The organism is Streptomyces sp. NPDC053673, from assembly GCF_055585225.1.
Window position 1 is genome coordinate 16,609 of the sequence record NZ_JBVJKN010000011.1, and the last position, 17,990, is coordinate 34,598.

The window sequence follows — 17,990 nt, forward strand, 5'->3', positions numbered from 1 at the left end:
TCAAGGCCATGAGCGACACCCCGGACACCGCCGTCCGTACGTACCTGGAGCAGCACCGCGCGGCCTTCCTCGACGACCTCGCCGACTGGCTGCGCATCCCGTCCGTCTCCGCCCAGCCGGAGCACGACGGGGACGTACGGCGCAGCGCGGACTGGCTGGCGGCGAAGCTCAAGGAGACCGGCTTCCCGACCGTCGAGATCTGGACCCCTTCTGATTCAAGGACTGGGTCCGGCGCGCCCGCCGTCTTCGCCGAGTGGCCGTCCGGCGACCCGGACGCCCCCACCGTGCTGGTCTACGGCCACCACGACGTCCAGCCCGCCGCCCGCGAGGACGGCTGGCACACCGACCCCTTCGAACCGGTCGTCAAGGACGGCCGGATGTACGGCCGCGGCGCCGCCGACGACAAGGGCCAGGTCTTCTTCCACACCCTCGGAGTGCGTGCGCACCTCGCCGCCACCGGCCGCACCACCCCCGCCGTCAACCTGAAGCTCCTCGTCGAGGGTGAGGAGGAGTCCGGCTCGCCGCACTTCCGCGCCCTCGTGGAGCAGCACAGGGACCGCCTCACCACCGACGCCGTGATCGTCTCCGACACCGGCATGTGGTCCGAGACCACCCCCACCGTCTGCACCGGCATGCGTGGCCTCGCCGACTGCGAGATCGAGCTGTACGGCCCCGACCAGGACATCCACTCCGGTTCCTTCGGCGGCGCAGTGCCCAATCCGGCCACGGTCGCGGGCCGCCTCGTCGCCGCGCTGCACGACGAGAACGAGCGCGTCACGATCCCCGGCTTCTACGACGGCATCGCGGAGCTGACCGACACCGAGCGCGAGCTCCTCGCGGAGCTGCCCTTCGACGAGGCCGAGTGGCTGCGTACGGCGAAGTCGTACGGGACGCTCGGCGAGGCCGGCTACTCCACACTGGAGCGCATCTGGGCCCGGCCGACCGCCGAGGTCAACGGCATCGGCGGCGGATACCGGGGCCCCGGCGGAAAGACGATCATCCCGTCCTCCGCCCAGCTGAAGCTCTCGTTCCGGCTGGTCGCAGGACAGGATCCGGACCGGATCGAGGAAGCGATCCGCACCTGGGTCGCGTCGCGGATTCCGGCCGGCATCCGCCACAAGATCACTTTCGGCGCCGCGACCCGCCCCTGCCTCACACCGCTGGACCACCCCGCCCTCCAGGCCGTCGCCCGCTCCATGGGGCGCGCGTTCGACGGGCAGAAGATCCGCTTCACGCGCGAGGGCGGCTCCGGACCTGCCGCCGACCTCCAGGACGTGCTCGGTGCCCCCGTGCTCTTCCTGGGTATCTCCGTACCATCCGACGGATGGCACGCACCGAACGAGAAGGTCGAGCTGAACCTGCTGCTCAAGGGTGTCGAGACCACCGCCCACCTGTGGGGCGATCTGGCCGGCGCCCTCCACTGACAGACCACCGAATCATCCGGGGGAGTTGGAAGTACCTGTGAGCACCTTCAATGACGTCGCCGACGGCCGTGCCATCGGCCTCACCGCGCCGAGCGGCATCGACCGAGCGGCGCACCACCGACTCGATGAGGCCTGGCTGGCGGCGGCATGGAGCCACCCGACGACACGGGTGTTCGTCATCTCCGGCGGACAGGTGCTCATCGACGACACCCCCGACGGCCGCACCGAACTCGTCATGACCCCGGCCTTCGAGGCCCCCGTCACGGAGACCCACCGCTACTTCCTGGGCACCGACGAGGAGGGCGTCAGATACTTCGCGCTGCAGAAGGACGCCCTCCCCGGGCGGATGGACCAGTCCGCGCGCGCCGCCGGGCTGCGCGAGGCCGGACTGCTCCTGTCCCCGCGGGACGCCGGTCTGATGGTGCACGCGGTCGCACTCGAGAACTGGCAGCGACTGCACCGCTTCTGCTCACGTTGCGGCGAGCGCACCGTCATCGCGGCCGCGGGCCACATCCGCCGCTGCCCGGCCTGCGGAGCCGAGCACTACCCGCGTACCGACCCCGCCGTGATCATGCTCGTCACCGACGAGGAGGACCGCGCGCTCCTCGGCCGCCAGGTCCACTGGCCCGAAGGCCGTTTCTCCACGCTCGCCGGCTTCGTCGAGCCCGGCGAGTCGATCGAGCAGTCCGTGATCCGCGAGGTGTACGAGGAGGCCGGCGTCACCGTGGGCGACGTCGAGTACGTCGCCAGCCAGCCGTGGCCCTTCCCGTACAGCCTGATGCTGGGCTTCATGGCCCGCGCCACCTCGTCGGAGATCACCGTGGACGGCGAGGAGATCCACGAGGCCCGCTGGTTCTCGCGGGAAGACCTGCGGGCCGCCTTCGAGTCCGGGGAGGTACTGCCTCCCTACGGAATCTCGATTGCGGCCCGCCTCATCGAGCTCTGGTACGGCAAGCCCCTGCCAAAGCCGGGCTCCGCCGTCTGACGGCACCGGGCCGGTCAGACGCCGATCTTCTGCTTGACCTGAGCCAGCGAGGGGTTGGTCAGAGTCGAACCGTCGGCGAAGAGAATGGTCGGCACGGTCTGTAGACTTCCCTCGTGCTTGTGGTGGCCAGGGAGGGCCGCCCATGTCTTGGGGAGGGCAAGGGTGAGCGACAAGCCCAGGGCGCTTGGCGTGGTCCGTCTGTCTGTAGGCAACGAGAACCAGACCGGCGAGGAAACGCAGCGGACCCGCATCAGCAAGCGGGCGGACGCGGAGGAAATGGAGCTGGTCGACTTCGCAGTCGACATCGACGTGTCGGCGTCCATCTCGCCGTGGATGCGGCCGTCCCTGGGTGACTGGCTCAACAACAAGAAAGACCAGTTCGACCACATCATCATCCTGAAGATCGACCGCATCGCGCGGTCGGTCCGCCACCTCTCGGACATCATCGAGTGGTGCGAGGCGAACGGTAAGGGCCTGATCTCCTGCGAAGAGGGGTTTGACCTCTCGAAGCCGTGGGGCAAGACGATCGCAAAGATCCTGGCCGTGGTTGCTGAGGCTGAGCTGGACGCCATCAAGGTCCGCAACAAGGCTTCCCGGGAGACCATGCGGAAGACCGGCCGCTGGCCGGGTGGCCTTGTCCCGTTCGGCCGTATGGCGGTGAAGGGCGAGGAAGGGTTCACCCTGGAACTCGACCCCGAGTACGGCCCAACGCTGATCGAGATGATCCGGCGCTTCATCGAGAAGCCGAGCTTCTCGGCCGTCGCCGACTGGCTGAACGAGCAAGGCGTGCCCACGGCTCAGGACATCGCCCGTATCCGCGCAGCGGCAGGCGAGAGCACGACTCGGCTGGCCGACCCGAAGCCTCGGGGCGTCAGGTGGACGCCGACCACAGTGCAAGCCGTGCTGGCCAGCCGCTCGCTGCTCGGGGAGTACGTACGTGCCAATGGCGCCGTGGTCCGCAACGACGACGGCACACCCGTCATGCGGTCTGAGCCGGTGCTGAACGAGGAGGAGTGGGCGAAGCTGTCGGACGCCGTCGCCTCGGTCAAGTACAAGAAGCAGAAGGGCTCCACGTCGCCGACGGTGGGCGTGACGTTCTGCCTGTTGTGCGGAAGCTCCCTCTACTTCGTCAAGGGTGACCTGGCCAGAGGCAAGCGGGAGCGATACCGCTGCCACGGCAACAAGAGCAAGGGCATCCAGGCATGCCCGAAGCAGAGGTTCTGGGCTGAAGACCTGTACCCCTGGCTGGAGTCGGCCCTGTTGGGCGAGATCGGCCACCTGGAACGGATGGAGTCGAAGACGACCATCGACGACAGCCGTGCGGCGAAGCTCGCCGTGATCGACGGCAAGATGAACCAGCTCCTGAAGGAACTCCAGCAAGACGAGATCAGCGCCGTCGCGTACGCCTCACAAGTGGCCGGCCTTGCCCAGGACCGAGAGAAGGTCACCAACCAGGAGGGGCCGAAGCCGGTGACCGTGTGGACGGGCACTGGCGAGAGTTACGGCGAGTGGTGGGAGCGGTCGAGTGTCGACGAGCGCCGGGAGTTCCTGAAGAAGCACAAGGTGAAGGCGCACTTCCGACCCGATGTCCTTGCCATCGATCCAGGCGACCTCATCGAGAACATCAAGCACCAGGGCGTCTCGTGGTGGGACGCCCCAGTCAAGGCTTCTCAAGTGCTTGCACCGATCACGCCGGTATCGCTGTCCGGAAAGCCGTACGAGAAGCCTGCGACGCTGACAGGTGCCGAATGGGAGATCGTCAGTCGTTGGGAGGACTTCGAAGCGGAACGGGCGAAGGCCGAGCTGGAAGCCAACCGAGCAGAGGGGGCCGAGAAGGTCCCGGCTTCTGCCTGATGTAAGTCGAGCAAGCGGAGGAAGGCCCCCTACGACGGGGGCCTTTCCCGTTTCAGCATGTTGTACGACGCCGGGCCAGGTCGCCGCCGTCGCTCCCGACTGCACGAGACCGAGCCCAGGCCCGAAGCCTTGGGCGTCCACCTGTGAAGCGCCGTGCCTTCCGTACGGCCACCCCAGCGATGAAGGGAGACACATGTCCCGCCGTCCGGCGGGGGGTCGCTGGCGCACCCGTGTGCGCCTCACAGGAAGGAGCCGCAAACCAGTGGCCATCAGCTTCGGTCATGACCGCCCGTGGGGCGGAGTCTCCCAGATCGAGTACCGCCGCAAGGCGCAGGACCCTGCACACCAGCTTGCCTACCGTGTCCACTTCGCCGCCATCGGATGGGCCGACCGTCAGGGGCACGCAGCCTTCGCCCCTGGGAAGCTGGCCGCCCTACTCGGCAAGGACGGCAAGCCCCTGTCTGACCAGAGCACGAACAATGCGATCGCACGCGCCAAGAGACTCGACCTTGTGTCGCCCCGGTCGGGAGCCGCTCCGTGCACTTCCCCGCCGTCGCCAAGCAGCCAGCGCAAGCCTGTGATCAGGCGCTACGCCGCAGCCGGCTAGAATGCGGCCCAGCCAAAAAGCCCCTGAAACCGTGGCAGGATTTGAGCCGGTAAGACCTGGCGGTCGGGCAAGGCCCTTCAAGGGGTCATACCCCACCCCCTTCCGCCGTTGCCTCTGGGTCGTCTCGGCCATCCGCTTCGCTGTCGACCTGGCAGGCGTGAGCCCTTGTCTTCCCGCCTCGACAGGCTGGCCCATACCCGGCTCACAACCCCTTGCCGATGCGGACAGGGCGCAGCGCTGGCCGACACAAGGCGGACGGCGCGGTCCGACCGTGGCGCAGAGTGACCAGTAACGGGCATCTTGAAAACCAAGGTTTGTGAGACGAGACCGCAAGCGCCCCGGAAGGGAGTGCAGCACTGTTCAAAACCCGTCTCGAAACTTCCTCCCCAAGCTTGATGTATTGAGACGAGTTCTGAGACAGTCCGGGCCGTGACGACGAACACGATCACTGGTCAGCTCATCGGTTACACCCGCGTCTCCACTGATGACCAGGAAGCGCAGTTGCAGCGCGACGCACTGACGGCCGCAGGCTGCGCCCGGATCTTCGAGGACAAGGCATCAGGCAGGAACACCAACAGACCGGAGCTGACGGCCGCACTCGACTACGCCCGCGCTGGCGACACCCTGTGCGTGTGGAAGCTGGACCGCTTCGCCCGGTCCCTCATCGACTTGGTGACCATGGTCGACACGCTTCGGGAGCGCGGCATCGGGCTCAAGGTGCTCACGGGTGCGCTGGCCAACATTGACCCCGGCACGGCCGACGGCCGTCTCATGCTTCAGGTGGTCGGAGCCATGGCGGAGTTCGAGCGCAGCCTCATCAAGGAGCGCACCCGCGCCGGACTGGACGCAGCCAAGGCGCAGGGACGTACGGGCGGACGGCCGTCCGTCGTCGATGAGGACGTGCTTACGGTGGCCCGTGCCAGAAAGGCGAAGGGCGAGAGCGTGAGCGCCATCGCCAAGGCTCTCGGGATCTCCCGTGCCACCCTGTACCGCCACCTCGGCGAGAGCGCCTGAGGCAGGCGCACAGCCGCGCGGTCAGACCGCCAGGGCGCGGACAAGCATCGTGCCCACGACCCTGCCCTCTGGCGGGTCGATCAGAGAGACACACACGTCGGAGAAGCCGTGCCCCGTCGGAATGCGCCCCCACTGATCCGGGGTGCGGTCGTGCCGCAGTCCGGCTTTGGCAGGCTTGGGCCCCTGACTGCCTGGAGGCAAATGCGAGAAGGCCAGGGTGCCGCCCAGTGCCATACGGGAGCGGATCAGCGGGAGCAGGGTGTCCGGATCGACGAACCACACGGCACCAAAGATCGAGAGCACGACATCGAATGTCTGATCCGTCTCGTTCAGGAATGCCGTCGCCTCCGCCGTACAGAACTCAAGGCCCGGCAGATGGCCCCAGCGCTCCCGCGCGACCGCCTCACGGGCAGGGGCGATGTCTACCCCCAGACCGGTCGCGCCAAGCGTCACGAGGTGCGCGAGGTTACTACCGCTCCCCGAGCCGAGTTCCAGCACCCGGCGTCCGGCCATGGGGCCCAGAACGCTCTCGTTCGGGCCGTGATCGGCGTACTGAGTCCAGTTCAGCCAGGTCGTATCACCCTTGGCGTTTACGGTCCCGCGCGGCTTGCTCGCGACCGCGTACCTGTCCCAGGACTCAGCCAATGACATGCGGTGATCCTTTCCGGCATGAGGGGCCCATCCCCAACGTACGGGGACAGGCCCCAACTCACCTGCTGTCCACTTCTACTTGGGCGAGTCGTGGCACCCGGCGTGGCACTGGTTGCAGTCGGCCGCGTCCTCCATGCCCCAGAGGGCGGGGTCGATCTCGAACCCGGCCGCCTTGATGGCCTTGATCGTCTGCTCCAGTACGAGCGGGCCGCCGGTCTTGGAGTCGTGGCCGTCCCGCGTCGCCTTGTCGTCGCTGACGCACAGGACTCCGACCGCCGTCCCCGGAAGCTCCGGAACGTGGTGGATGTACCGGCCGAAGTGCTGGCTGGTGAAGTGGTGGTACGGGATCGAGTCGAGCATGAACGAGTGCCATGCCTCGTCCACCTGCTTGGACGGACCCATGAGAAGGTCCGGGTTCTCACCGCACGTGACCAGGTAGGCGATGGCCTGCCCGAACTTGGCCTCTGCCAGTTCGCGCGTGTTCTCCGGGTTGCGGAGGAGGAGGACCACCTCTCTCTCCCACACGTCCGGCGTGACGTACGCCTTCGGGTCGCAGATCACTACTGCCGTACTCATGCTGGCTTGCCTCCACGCAATTGGGGTTCCGTGGTGCTCCGGTTGCGTCGTCCACCCGGGCACTTGGGACACAGGCACGGCGGCATGAGGCCAGTAGCGAGAGGCTCCCCGCCCTCACCCTCGTACAGGGTTCGTGGCTTGGTCTGAGTGCCGTTGGCTCTCACCGTGTAAGCGCTGATGCGGATGGACATGACGACCATGTTCCGGATCGATCACGACCATTGCGGCGACGTTCAAGGTGCCCCTCGGGCGTCATGTCGGTGTCACCCCGAGGGCGTCAAACCGGTGTCATTGGAGGCGTGACGTGGCTACCCTCAGATCATGACGACTCCGGCCGAGCGGGAGCGAATCCCCAACGACGTGCTGACCTCCGTACGCAAGTCGATGAACCTCAGCCAAGACGAGTTCGCCCGGGGCTTACGCGGCGCAGGCGAGGAGCTGGGGGAACCGAACGACGCCTCCAAGCGACTCGTGCAACGCTGGGAGTCCGGGGAGACCAGGACATGCCGCCCGCTGTACGCGCGGGCACTGAAGCGGTTCACCGGCCGTACCCCTGAGTCGCTGGGGTTCGCGATCCCGATGGCACGCGTCCACTCGGACGGGGCAGGAGGCCACGACATGGAGGCTGGGGAAGTCGGCACGGCCGACGCTGTCACAAGCCCGGAGCCAGAGCCGCAGAGCGAGTACGCGGGCATCTGGCTGTCCCGGTACGAGTTCTACTCATCCAGCCGTGACGAGGCGTTCGACTGCAAGCATCACGTCGTGATCGTCCAGCACGGCAACCGGCTGACAGCCCAGAGCCTGCCCGGAGCATCGACCAACCCGGACAGCCCGTTGTCCCTGGATCTCACCGTGGCCCGGAACGTCGTCACCGGTACGTGGACCGAGCAGACGGCAGCCGACGGGTACTACCAGGGCGCCCGCTACCACGGTGCGATTCAGCTACTCATCGAGCCGACAGGCCGACGCATGGCGGGCAAGTGGGTCGGCTTCGGCAAGGACTTCGACGTGAACACGGGCCCATGGGAGCTGCGCCTACTCGACCGGTCCACGGGGCGCGCAAGCATTGAGCGGTACTCGACCCTCCCTGATTGAGAGGTGTGCCCTTGCTCGGGCCCGCCCCCTGTTGAAGGGCGGCGCAAGACAGCAGCCGACCCCCGTCGAGCTTCGATGACGGGGGTCTCTCTACGCGCGACGGGGAAGGGGCCGTCAGACGCCGAGCGCCTGCTTCACCTGGGCAAGGCTCGGGTTCGTCATGACGATGTCGTCGCCACCGTTGGGGGGAACTACCAGAACCGTCGGAACCGTCTGGTTGCCGCCGTTCGCCTTCTCGACGAAGGCCGCGGACTGCGGGTCCTCCTCGATGTTGACCTCGACGTAGCTGATGCCCTCCCGGTCGAGCTGGCTCTTCAGCCGACGGCAGTAGCCGCACCAGGTCGTGCTGTACATCGTCAGAGATCCCTGCATCTTCTTCTCCCGCTCCTCCGGCTCGTGGGGTTTCCCGGTAGTCGAACGTACGCGACCCCGGGCGACATTCCCGATGGGGTACGGACGGCCGTACGGGCGGGGGAGTCGCCTGGGCGGGGGAGGCCGGGGCGGAGGGCGATCAGGCGGAGGGAGGGCGATTAGTACGACCGGTCCGGCCTCCCTGTGGACAACCGTCCCGGTGATCTCGCGGGACCTGGCAGCATGGCGGGGTGACAGCAGCAACGCACTCCACTCTCTTCCCGCAGGTCCCCGAGTCGGCGGACGCGGTGCTCGGCGGGCTCGACCCCGAGCAGCGCGAGGTCGCGACCGCCCTGACCGGCCCGGTGTGCGTCCTGGCGGGCGCCGGCACGGGCAAGACCCGCGCGATCACCCATCGCATCGCGTACGGCGTCCGCGCCGGGATACTCCAGCCCGCGAGTGTGCTGGCCGTCACGTTCACCAACCGCGCCGCGGGAGAGATGCGCGGCCGGCTGCGACAGCTCGGCGCGGGCGGCGTGCAGGCCCGCACCTTCCATTCGGCCGCCCTGCGCCAGCTCCAGTACTTCTGGCCGAAAGCCGTCGGCGGTGAGCTGCCCCGGTTGCTCGAGCGCAAGATCCAGTTGGTCGCCGAGGCCGCGGCGCGCTGCCGTATCCGCCTCGATCGCAACGAGCTCAGGGATGTGACCAGCGAGATCGAGTGGGCCAAGGTCACCCAGACGGTCCCCGCCGACTATCCCGCCGCCGTCGCCAAGTCCCGCCGGGACGCTCCCCGCGACCCGGCCGAGATCGGCCAGATCTATGCGTTGTACGAACAGCTGAAGCGCGACCGCTCGGTGATCGACTTCGAGGACGTCCTGCTGCTCGCCGTCGGCATCCTCCAGGACCGCCACGACATCGCCGAGCAGATCCGCCGCCAGTACCAGCACTTCGTCGTGGACGAGTACCAGGACGTGTCGCCGCTCCAGCAGCGGCTGCTGGAGCTGTGGCTCGGTGACCGGGACAGCCTCTGCGTCGTCGGCGACGCCAGCCAGACGATCTACTCCTTCACCGGAGCCACCCCGGACCATCTGCTGAACTTCCGCACCCGCCACCCCAACGCGACGGTGGTGAAGCTCGTTCGCGACTACCGCTCCACCCCCCAGGTCGTCCATCTCGCCAACGGTCTGCTGAGCCAGGCCAGTGGCCGTGCCGCCGAGCACCGCCTCGAGCTGATCTCGCAACGCGACCCCGGGCCCGAGCCCGCCTACGCGGAGTACGCCGACGAGCCTTCCGAGGCCGAGGGCACCGCCCGGCGCATCCGCGACCTGATCGCCGCGGGCGTCCCGGCCGGGGAGATCGCCGTGCTCTACCGGGTCAACGCCCAGTCCGAGGTCTACGAACAGGCCCTCGCCGACGCCGGCGTGCCGTACCAGCTGCGCGGCGCCGAGCGGTTCTTCGAGCGCGCCGAGGTACGGGAGGCCGGGGTCGCCCTGCGGGGCGCCGCCCGGGCCGGGGGGAACGACGCACTGCTGGACGACGCGGAGGACCTGCCCTCCCAGGTCCGCGCGGTGCTCTCCACCAAGGGCTGGACCACCGAGCCCCCGGCCGGCTCCGGAGCCGTCCGGGACCGCTGGGAGTCCCTCGCCGCGCTGGTCCGCCTCGCCGAGGACTTCGCCCGCGTCAAGCCGGCGGCGAGCCTCGCAGATCTCGTCGCCGAGCTCGACGAGCGGGCCGCCGCCCAGCACGCCCCGACCGTCCAGGGAGTCACCCTCGCCTCGCTCCACTCCGCGAAGGGCCTGGAGTGGGACGCCGTGTTCCTGGTCGGCCTCACCGAGGGCATGATGCCGATCACCTACGCCAAGACCGATGAACAGGTCGAGGAAGAGCGCCGGCTGCTCTATGTCGGAGTCACCCGCGCCCGGCTCCATCTCTCGCTCTCCTGGGCCCTGTCCCGCTCGCCCGGCGGCCGCGCTTCCCGCCGGCCCACCCGGTTCCTGAACGGGCTGCGGCCGGGCTCCGTGGCGCCGGGCGCCCGCACCGCGGGCGTCGGCGGGGGCATCGATCGCGGCACCGGCCCCGGCAGCCGGCGCAAGCGGCGCGGACCGGTCCAGTGCCGGGTCTGCGGCAAAACGCTCACCGACGCCGGTGAGATGAAACTGATGCGCTGTGAGGACTGCCCCTCCGACATGGACGAGGCGCTGTACGAGCGGCTCCGCGAGTGGCGCTCCGAGCAGGCCAGGGAGCTGGGCCAGCCGGCGTACTGCGTCTTCACCGACAAGACCCTGATGGCGATCGCCGAGGCCGTGCCCGGCAGTGAGGGAGAGCTGTCCGGGATCTCGGGCGTCGGCGGGCGCAAGCTCGAGCGCTTCGGAGCCGATGTCCTGGCCATCTGCGCAGGTGAGGAGGTTGGCGGGGGTGCCGAGGACGACTGATGCAAACTCGTCGAAAAAATAGTTTGCGCCTGCCCCAGTCATCCCCATAGGTTCTTAACCACGAGAACAGCGGCTTCTCTGAAGCCCTGCTTTCGTGCTGTACTTATCCGAATACGCGCGATCGGCCCCGGCCGGTCCCAGAGACGCCGAGAGGAGGCGATTCCAGTGATCAGCATCAACACCAGCTTCATCCGCACCGCCAAAATGACCGATCGCTCGGTCGTCTCCGCCTGCTCGCTCGGCCTCTCCGGTTCGGCGTTCATTGGCACCGGTCTGTCCGGCTTCGCGGCCGTTCTTCCGGTGTCCCTCCCTGCGGGTCTGCCCGTCCGGGAGCGCAATGAGCGACCGACCAAGGCACTGGAAGCAGTAGCAGCAGGCGAGGCCAAGGCCTATGCCTTTGCGGCGGCCAGTGCCGAAGCGAAGCAGCAGACGACGCAGCACCACACGATGTGGGCCTTCCGTGGGCTCGAACCCTGGAGTGATCCAGCCTGATTCAGAGTCAGGCCGGCGCCTTCAGGGCCGCGGAACCCCACCCGGGATCCGCGGCCCTTCTGTTTTCCCCGATGAGGAAACGGAGCGAAGGGGCCTCGGGACCAGCAAGACCCGGTACCAGCCGAAGCCCGGTCAACAGACCGGAACGACCAGACGAGGAAAACACCACCGTGCAACTCGAAGCGCACGCCCCGTCCGTACCGCCTTCCGAAACGATCCCCCCGCCCGGCCTCACGGAGGACTCCACCTTGACCCCCCTCACCGCGCTGTCCGCGCTCGACGACGCCATCGAGAACCTCGGCGTACCCGTCCCCTGCCGTTCCTACGACCCGGAGGTCTTCTTCGCCGAGTCGCCGGCCGATGTCGAGTACGCCAAGTCCCTCTGCCGGACCTGCCCGCTCGTCGAGGCCTGCCTCGCGGGCGCCAAGGAGCGGCGTGAGCCGTGGGGTGTCTGGGGCGGAGAGCTCTTCGTCCAGGGTGTCGTCGTCGCCCGCAAGCGGCCGCGTGGCCGCCCGCGCAAGAACCCGGTCGCGGCATGAACGCCGTCGGCACCATCGACCGTCCCCTCACGCACGATCCCCAGAAGCAGGCCCCGATGACCTCTTCCACGAGCGAGCCGTCCGGCTCCGCCACCCCAGCCGTCACCACCATCGGCGCGAACGCATCGCGTCAGAACAGGACCCGAGAGATGCAACTCATCCCAGAAGCCCTGGCTCGTGCGCATATGCATGAGCGTCTGCGGGAAGTCGACGCGGAACGCCAGGCCGTGCGCCTGCTCGCCGCCCGGCGGATGCAGCGGCGCGCAGAGCGCGCGTCGATGCGCGCCCGCCGCGCGCTGGCCATGGCTGTCATGCACTAGCCGACAGCCGAGCCGCACGCAGAACAGTGCCTCCCGCGGGGGCCGGTCCGAAGGGACCGGCCCCCGCGGTGCGTTGTCCTGCGGTCCGCCCCGTACGGAGTTATCGTCACGAGGTGGACCAGCAGACTCATCACCCTGCCCAGCCGGGTGCGGGGAACGTCGTGTGCTCCCGGTGCGGCGCGGTCGCCGAAGGCACTCCGCCGACCTGGACCTGCTCCGTGGAGAACGGCCGTCGCCACTACTTCTGTGAGGCATGCGCCCGCGCCAACATCAGGGCGATCGAGGGACGGCTCGACTCGTCCTGGTGGTGACGGGGCCACGGGCAATCGGCCCCCTCCCGCACACGGGACAGAACGCGGACACCCTCCCGACGGGTCAGGCTTGCGCGGGCACGCCGTCCGCGTCCGGTTCCTCCTGCCCCGGCTCGGCAGGCTCGTCGTGTTCGAGGATCTCGTTGAGGTCTTGGGTGACCGGAAGGAAGCCGGGCACCCAGGACTCCAGTTCGTCGCGGAGCCGGACCGTAGCGTTCAGCTGACAGAGCACCCCTATCGTGCTCAGCGTCACGCGATGGATGAGCAAGTACGCGGGCGGCAGATTGAGCTGCTTGCCCAACTGGTGTGCGGGGGAGCGGGGGTCGGCTATCCGTGCCGCCTGGGTCCGCATCCAGCCACGGGTGAAGGTGAAGGCGTCGACCTCCGCCGGCTCGATGATCGGGAGCAGATAGTCCAGCACCGCGTCCGGGTCGAGGTCGATCGACTCTTTGACGAAGCCCTCCTCGCACAGCAGTCCGTAGACCGCCTCGGCCTCGCCGTCCAGCGTCATCCGGAGCGAGTCACCGATGGTCCTGGGCAGTCCGCCGGAAAGCCGGTCGACGGTGCCGAAGTCCAGCACGCCCAGCCGCCATTCGCCCGCATCCTTCCCGCCGAGCTCCGTGCCCCCGTCCGGATCCGCGTCGCGTGCGGGGAGCAGCCGGAAGTTGCCCGGGTGCGGATCCGCGTGCAGCAGACCTGTCCGCGCGGGGCCGGAGAAGAGGAAGCGGGCCAGCAGCTGTCCCGCACGGTCCCGCTGCTCCTGCGTACCGTCGCTGATGACCTCCGCGAGCGGTATCCCGTCGATCCACTCGGTCACCAGCACCTGGTCGGACTGGTGCACCACATCGGGAACCACCACATCCGGATCGTCCGCGAACTCCGCCGCATGCTCCCGCTGGGCCTCGGCCTCCAGCTCGTAGTCCAGCTCCTCCGACACCCGGTCACGTAGCTCGGTGATCAGCGGCTTGATGTCCATGCCCGGGATCAGCGGGCCCAGCAGCCGGGCGAACCGGCTCAGCTGGGACAGATCGGAGAGCAGCGCGTCTCCGGCCCCCGGGTACTGCACCTTCACCGCGACTTCGCGCCCGTCGTGCCAGATCGCCCGGTGGACCTGACCGATCGACGCGGCCGCAGCGGGTTTGTCATCGAACTCCAGGAAGAGCTCGCGCCAGTCCTCGCCGAGCCGTTCCGCGAGCACCTCGTGGACCGTGCGCGTCGGCATCGGGGGAGCGGCGTCCTGGAGTTTGGTCAGCGCGGCCCGGTAGGGGCCGGCGACCTCCTCGGGCAGGGCGGACTCGAAGACGGACATGGCCTGCCCGAACTTCATCGCACCCCCCTTGAGTTCACCGAGCACCTTGAACAGCTGCTCCGCGGTGCGCTGTTGCAGCTCGCGGGCCACTATCTCCGCCGACTTGCCACCGATCCGCTTGCCCAGGCCCCAAGTGGCGCGGCCCGCGATGCCCAGTGGCAGCGCGGCCAACTTGGCGGTACGGGTGACCGCCTTCCGGGGAAGATCAGACATGCGCCCCTCCAGATCCCAGACTGCCGTGCCGCTTGTGCCTTAGGGCATTGCTTCGTCGACGGCGGTTACCCGGCCATTGTGTCGTGTGGTGTCCCGGACCCCGAGGCGCGCTCCCCTCCAGTCTGCCCAGCCGCTCCGCAGGAACAGTCGCGGTGGGCCCTGATCTGCTGCGATCGCCACTCCAGCAGCGGCATTGAAGCCTCCCAGCGGGCTCCTGTGCTCGCGGGCAGTTCACCGTCCAGAAAGGACAGGGCATGGGCTGCCGCCAGCCCGGCGACCGTGGTGGCCAGTCCGAGATCACAGGGCCCGGCCCCCGCGCCGCGGCGGCCGGAGCGCCACTGGGCCAGCATCCGCGGCCACGCGGGATCGCGGTCCGCCCGGGCCAGCCCCAGGCATCCCGCGCAGGCCGTGCCGCCGGGCAGCACCAGCGGCCCCACGACACCGGTGGCTTCGACAACGCCCGCGTAGAGATGAGGAGTCCCGGTGGTGAGCCAATCCTCGGCCGTCGCCGGATCGGGGGCGTACGCCGCGAGTCCGTCGCGTGGGGCGACGACCACCAGGGACAGTGCGGGCTCGTCCAGTGGCGGGCCTCCGGCCGGCCGCCGCGCTGCTCGGGGCATCCTGCCCGGGGCGGACCGGCGCACCAACTGCCGGGCGGCCGCGTCCCTGCGCCCACCGACCGCTTCCGACGGCAGCCCGCCGGGCGCCACGTCCCACGGCTCCGTACACCCGCCGTCCAGCACATCGACCTGGCCCACCCCCGAGGCGGACAGCACGGCCGCGAGCGCTGCCCCGACCCGGCCGGAGCCCCGGACCTGGACCCGCATGGCACCCCTGGCCGCCAATCGCCCCATGCCGCCGCCCGGTTCCGGATGGACGACGGAGAGCGAGGCGAGATCGGGGCGCAGCCGGTCGAGCGCGCCTGCCCGCTCCCGTAACAGATCGGCCGCCGGGCCGCCGCCCGTCGCGTCGTCGACGAGACCGGCCTGCGTCAACCGGTCGAGCAGTGCGTCCAGCTGGCCTTCGGGGAGTCCTATCGCCCGGGCCTCCTCGCGCAGCCGGGGCAGCCCCCGGGTCCCGTCGAACAGCGACAGCAGGCTCCCGGTCGCCGTGTCCACCGGACCGACCACCACCGCATGCGCCGGTGTCGCCCCGAACTGCACATAACGAAGGTCACGCCAGGCACGCCGCAGCGCAGGCTTCACCATCGGATGCATAAATCCGCCCCCGTTCGAACGATGTTCCGTCCGTCTTCCGTCCGTGGTCCGTCCCTGTTCCGCCCGTCGGTCTTTCGGGCGGATCTCTCCGGCACCAGAATGCACAGGTCCGACGGCGGGTGCCGAAAGTTATCCACAGGCATCGGGTATTAGTCGTTCAAATGGTGCACGCCGTTTGGTGGATCAAGCTCGAACCGTCCCGGAGGCGGGACTTCCCCCACTGGCAGCGGGTAACGTCGGGGCGTGTCCGCCGACCGACCGCACAGCGCCGAAAGCCAGCAGCGCAGCGTGACCAGACATCCTCCCCGCTCTTCCGCGACAAGCGCGGTCGAGGTCCGCAGAAGCGCCCGGCGCAGCAGAACGGTCTCGGCGTACCGGGAGGGCGACCGGACGATCGTGCTCATCCCGGCCCGGATGTCCGAGGCGGAGGAGCGACGCTGGGTGACGGTGATGCTCGACAAGCTTGCCGCGCAGGAGAGCAAGCGGACCCTCGGGGATGCGGAACTGGCCGAGCGCGCCGAGCGTCTGTCCGAGCAGTACTTCGACGGGCGCGCCAGGGCGACGTCGGTGCGATGGGTGACGAATCAGAACACCCGCTGGGGGTCCTGCACTCCGGCGGAGGGCAGCATCCGCCTGTCGCACCGGCTGCAGGGCATGCCCGAGTACGTCGTCGACTACGTGCTCGTCCACGAGCTCGCCCATCTGCTCGTGCCGGGTCACGGGCCGCGGTTCTGGCGGCTGCTGGAGGCCTATCCGCGTACCGAGCGTGCGCGTGGCTACCTCGAAGGTGTGGTCGCGGCGGAGCGCCTGCCGCATCTGCCGGCTGCGCGCGGAGAGTGAGATTCGGCGATCCTGTACCGAAAGTGTCCCGACTTGGCTCAATGTCGTTCCCAGCCGTTAGCCTGGCGCGACGCAGTCATTTCGTCGGGATGGGGGACGGTCGTTACGCATGGCCAGGGAATTCCAACGCGGCCACAAGGCCAAGATCAGTGATCTGACACCGGGGACCGATCTGTACGTAGGTGTGCAGATCGCTGCGCCCGGACTCACCTTCGACATCAGCTGTTTCGGTCTCGACGCCAATGAGCAGCTCTCGGACGACCGGTATTTCATCTTCTTCAACCAGCCGAAGTCGCCCGAGGAGTCCATTCAGCTGCTCGGCGCGCAGGCTGGTGACACCGAGTCGTTCCGCGTCACGCTGGACCGCATCCCGGCGGGCATCCACAAGCTGTCGTTCACCGCGACCGTCGACGGCGCAGGCCAGATGTCGCAGATCGGGCCCGGGTACATCAGGATCGTCGCGGGCGGCGAAGAAGTGGTGCGATACGCATTCACCGGCTCGGAGTTCACCACCGAACGTGCCGTGATGCTGGGCGACTTCTACCTCAAGGACGTGTGGCGGTTCGCCGCGGTCGGTCAGGGCTTCGACGGCGGTCTGGACGCGCTGCTGAAGAACTTCGGCGGTGAGGTGGCCGAGGAGGAGCCCTCCGCGCAGCAGCCGCAGCCGGGCGGCGTGCCCGGGTTCGCCCCTCCGGCGCAGGCCGCTCCGGCCCCCGTGTTCGGTGCCCCGGCCGCCCCTCAGGCCCCTCAGGCTCCTCAAGCTCCGCAGCCCGCCCCCGTGTTCGGTGCGCCCGCCGCCCAGGCGCCGGCTCCCGCGCCCGCGCCAGCTCCCGCGCCGTTCAACCAGCAGATGCACGCGGCGCCGACGATCGCCGCCCCGATGACCCCTCCCGGCAGTACGGTTCCGCCGCAGGCTCCGCCGTCCCCGTACGGACAGCCGCCGCAGCAGCCGCAGTTCGGCCAGATGCCGGGCCAGGCTCCCGGTCAGGTTCCGGGCGCACCGGCCCCCTATGGCCAGCAGCCCGCCCCGTACGGTCAGCCGGGCATCCCGCAGGGCGTGCCCCAGGGTGTTCCGCAGGGCGTCCCCCAGGGCGGTGCAGGCCTTCAGGCGGCGCTCCAGCCGTATAAGGAGCTGCCCACCGGCCAGCGCTGGACGCCGCAGAACCAGCAGCTGATGCGGGTCGACATGGCCATGGGAGGCACGCCCGTCCTCGCCCGGCAGGGCAGCATGGTCATGTACCAGGGCAAGGTCGACTTCAGCTACAAGAGTGCCGGTTTCGCCGGCCGCGTGGTCGGCAACGCCACGGGCCAGGAGATGCAGCTCATGCGCTGCACCGGCCGCGGCCAGGTTTTCCTCGCCGAGGACGGCGCGCATCTGCACCCCATCGAACTTCAGGGCGACGGAATCTGCGTCTCCGCGGAGAACGTGCTCGCCTTCGACGAGTCGCTTCAGCACGAGGTCCGCCGGATCGAGGGCCACGGCATCCCCGGCGGCGCCCTGTTCACCATGCAGTTCCAGGGCACCGGCACGGTCGTCGTCAAGACCCACGGCATCCCGGTGGTCCTGCCGGTCACGCCCACCACCTTCGCCGACTCCAACGCCATCGTGGCCTGGTCGTCCGCCTCCCAGGTGATCCTCTCCAGCCAGGTCCGGCTGCGCCGCAACGCGTATCCCGGCCACAGTGGAGAGACCGTCAATCTGCAGTTCCGGGGTGCCCCCGGCAACTTCATCGTCGTCCAGCCGTACGAGGTCTGAGGGA

Annotated in this window: 17 protein-coding genes and 1 pseudogene; 12 read left to right on the top strand and 6 right to left on the bottom strand. The window is 68.9% G+C overall.

Annotation, left to right across the window (positions count from 1 at the left end; all coding sequences use genetic code 11):
• Positions 1-8 precede the first annotated feature (8 nt).
• Together ACZ6ZQ_RS17785 and nudC are read left to right on the top strand one after the other, a co-directional pair.
• A complete protein-coding gene (locus ACZ6ZQ_RS17785; RefSeq protein WP_469769436.1) occupies positions 9-1,424 on the top strand; it encodes a dipeptidase in 1,416 nt (471 codons plus the stop codon).
• Between the two features lie 37 nt (positions 1,425-1,461).
• Positions 1,462-2,409 carry an NAD(+) diphosphatase gene (gene nudC / locus ACZ6ZQ_RS17790; RefSeq protein WP_469769437.1) on the top strand — a complete coding sequence of 316 codons (948 nt, stop codon included), beginning with the start codon at positions 1,462-1,464 and terminating at the stop codon, positions 2,407-2,409.
• A 14-nt stretch (positions 2,410-2,423) separates the two neighbouring features.
• Here the strand turns inward: nudC and ACZ6ZQ_RS17795 are convergent.
• Positions 2,424-2,528, bottom strand: a pseudogene (locus tag ACZ6ZQ_RS17795) (NrdH-redoxin); the annotation flags it as partial.
• On the opposite strand from ACZ6ZQ_RS17795, the gene ACZ6ZQ_RS17800 reads away from it, so the two are divergent.
• On the top strand, positions 2,494-4,263 hold the full coding sequence (locus tag ACZ6ZQ_RS17800; protein ID WP_469769438.1) for a recombinase family protein: 1,770 nt from the start codon (positions 2,494-2,496) through the stop codon (positions 4,261-4,263). The pseudogene ACZ6ZQ_RS17795 and the gene ACZ6ZQ_RS17800 overlap by 35 nt on opposite strands.
• 1,036 nt (positions 4,264-5,299) lie before the next feature.
• Entirely contained in the window at positions 5,300-5,884 is a 585-nt protein-coding gene (locus ACZ6ZQ_RS17805) for a recombinase family protein (RefSeq protein ID WP_469769439.1), read from the top strand.
• Positions 5,885-5,905: 21 nt separating this feature from the next.
• On the opposite strand, the gene ACZ6ZQ_RS17810 is transcribed toward ACZ6ZQ_RS17805, so the two are convergent.
• Both ACZ6ZQ_RS17810 and ACZ6ZQ_RS17815 read right to left on the bottom strand, forming a co-directional pair.
• On the bottom strand, positions 5,906-6,535 hold the full coding sequence (locus ACZ6ZQ_RS17810) for a class I SAM-dependent methyltransferase (RefSeq protein ID WP_469769440.1): 630 nt from the start codon (positions 6,533-6,535) through the stop codon (positions 5,906-5,908).
• Positions 6,536-6,610: 75 nt separating this feature from the next.
• Positions 6,611-7,111 (bottom strand): glycine-rich domain-containing protein, encoded by a 501-nt coding sequence (locus tag ACZ6ZQ_RS17815; RefSeq protein ID WP_469769441.1) that lies wholly within the window; start codon positions 7,109-7,111, stop codon positions 6,611-6,613.
• 321 nt (positions 7,112-7,432) lie between these two features.
• Between ACZ6ZQ_RS17815 and ACZ6ZQ_RS17820 the strand changes: the two genes are divergently transcribed.
• Complete coding sequence (locus ACZ6ZQ_RS17820) at positions 7,433-8,206, top strand: helix-turn-helix domain-containing protein (protein ID WP_469769442.1); 774 nt, start codon at positions 7,433-7,435, stop codon at positions 8,204-8,206.
• Positions 8,207-8,320: 114 nt separating this feature from the next.
• Here ACZ6ZQ_RS17820 and ACZ6ZQ_RS17825 read toward each other — a convergent pair whose 3' ends face one another.
• A complete protein-coding gene (locus ACZ6ZQ_RS17825; protein ID WP_469769443.1) occupies positions 8,321-8,578 on the bottom strand; it encodes a glutaredoxin domain-containing protein in 258 nt (85 codons plus the stop codon).
• A 230-nt stretch (positions 8,579-8,808) separates the two neighbouring features.
• Here ACZ6ZQ_RS17825 and ACZ6ZQ_RS17830 point away from each other — a divergent pair, with 230 nt between their 5' ends.
• The 5 genes from ACZ6ZQ_RS17830 to ACZ6ZQ_RS17850 all read left to right on the top strand — a co-directional run bounded on the left by ACZ6ZQ_RS17830 (position 8,809) and on the right by ACZ6ZQ_RS17850 (position 12,651).
• Positions 8,809-10,989 carry an ATP-dependent DNA helicase UvrD2 gene (locus ACZ6ZQ_RS17830; protein ID WP_469769444.1) on the top strand — a complete coding sequence of 727 codons (2,181 nt, stop codon included), beginning with the start codon at positions 8,809-8,811 and terminating at the stop codon, positions 10,987-10,989.
• Positions 10,990-11,154: 165 nt separating this feature from the next.
• Complete coding sequence (locus tag ACZ6ZQ_RS17835; protein WP_469769445.1) at positions 11,155-11,481, top strand: hypothetical protein; 327 nt, start codon at positions 11,155-11,157, stop codon at positions 11,479-11,481.
• 170 nt (positions 11,482-11,651) lie between these two features.
• Positions 11,652-12,020 (top strand): WhiB family transcriptional regulator, encoded by a 369-nt coding sequence (locus ACZ6ZQ_RS17840; protein WP_469769446.1) that lies wholly within the window; start codon positions 11,652-11,654, stop codon positions 12,018-12,020.
• Positions 12,017-12,340 (top strand): hypothetical protein, encoded by a 324-nt coding sequence (locus ACZ6ZQ_RS17845; protein ID WP_469769447.1) that lies wholly within the window; start codon positions 12,017-12,019, stop codon positions 12,338-12,340. Before ACZ6ZQ_RS17840 ends, ACZ6ZQ_RS17845 begins: the two co-directional genes overlap by 4 nt.
• Before the next feature lie 113 nt (positions 12,341-12,453).
• Positions 12,454-12,651 carry a hypothetical protein gene (locus tag ACZ6ZQ_RS17850; RefSeq protein ID WP_469769448.1) on the top strand — a complete coding sequence of 66 codons (198 nt, stop codon included), beginning with the start codon at positions 12,454-12,456 and terminating at the stop codon, positions 12,649-12,651.
• Positions 12,652-12,715: 64 nt separating this feature from the next.
• On the opposite strand, the gene ACZ6ZQ_RS17855 is transcribed toward ACZ6ZQ_RS17850, so the two are convergent.
• Positions 12,716-14,173: an ABC1 kinase family protein gene (locus tag ACZ6ZQ_RS17855; protein ID WP_469769449.1), complete on the bottom strand. Its 1,458-nt coding sequence runs from the start codon at positions 14,171-14,173 to the stop codon at positions 12,716-12,718.
• A 65-nt stretch (positions 14,174-14,238) separates the two neighbouring features.
• Positions 14,239-15,390 carry a ThiF family adenylyltransferase gene (locus tag ACZ6ZQ_RS17860; RefSeq protein ID WP_469769450.1) on the bottom strand — a complete coding sequence of 384 codons (1,152 nt, stop codon included), beginning with the start codon at positions 15,388-15,390 and terminating at the stop codon, positions 14,239-14,241.
• Positions 15,391-15,633: 243 nt separating this feature from the next.
• On the opposite strand from ACZ6ZQ_RS17860, the gene ACZ6ZQ_RS17865 reads away from it, so the two are divergent.
• The gene (locus tag ACZ6ZQ_RS17865; RefSeq protein WP_453663208.1) at positions 15,634-16,230 is read left to right on the top strand and encodes a M48 metallopeptidase family protein; all 597 of its coding nucleotides are present in this window, start codon (positions 15,634-15,636) and stop codon (positions 16,228-16,230) included.
• 109 nt (positions 16,231-16,339) lie between these two features.
• Positions 16,340-17,986: a TerD family protein gene (locus ACZ6ZQ_RS17870; RefSeq protein ID WP_469769451.1), complete on the top strand. Its 1,647-nt coding sequence runs from the start codon at positions 16,340-16,342 to the stop codon at positions 17,984-17,986.
• The last annotated feature ends 4 nt before the right edge of the window (positions 17,987-17,990 follow it).

What these genes read in the sequence shown, in the direction of transcription:
- ACZ6ZQ_RS17785 (WP_469769436.1), top strand. Translation starts at nt 9, where the DNA reads ATGAGCGACACCCCGGACACCGCCGTCCGTACGTACCTGGAGCAGCAC.
- ACZ6ZQ_RS17800 (WP_469769438.1), top strand. Translation starts at nt 2,494, where the DNA reads ATGGTCGGCACGGTCTGTAGACTTCCCTCGTGCTTGTGGTGGCCAGGG.
- ACZ6ZQ_RS17810 (WP_469769440.1), bottom strand. Translation starts at nt 6,535, where the DNA reads ATGTCATTGGCTGAGTCCTGGGACAGGTACGCGGTCGCGAGCAAGCCG.
- ACZ6ZQ_RS17815 (WP_469769441.1), bottom strand. Translation starts at nt 7,111, where the DNA reads ATGAGTACGGCAGTAGTGATCTGCGACCCGAAGGCGTACGTCACGCCG.
- ACZ6ZQ_RS17820 (WP_469769442.1), top strand. Translation starts at nt 7,433, where the DNA reads ATGACGACTCCGGCCGAGCGGGAGCGAATCCCCAACGACGTGCTGACC.
- ACZ6ZQ_RS17825 (WP_469769443.1), bottom strand. Translation starts at nt 8,578, where the DNA reads ATGCAGGGATCTCTGACGATGTACAGCACGACCTGGTGCGGCTACTGC.
- ACZ6ZQ_RS17845 (WP_469769447.1), top strand. Translation starts at nt 12,017, where the DNA reads ATGAACGCCGTCGGCACCATCGACCGTCCCCTCACGCACGATCCCCAG.
- ACZ6ZQ_RS17855 (WP_469769449.1), bottom strand. Translation starts at nt 14,173, where the DNA reads ATGTCTGATCTTCCCCGGAAGGCGGTCACCCGTACCGCCAAGTTGGCC.
- ACZ6ZQ_RS17860 (WP_469769450.1), bottom strand. Translation starts at nt 15,390, where the DNA reads ATGCATCCGATGGTGAAGCCTGCGCTGCGGCGTGCCTGGCGTGACCTT.
- ACZ6ZQ_RS17870 (WP_469769451.1), top strand. Translation starts at nt 16,340, where the DNA reads ATGGCCAGGGAATTCCAACGCGGCCACAAGGCCAAGATCAGTGATCTG.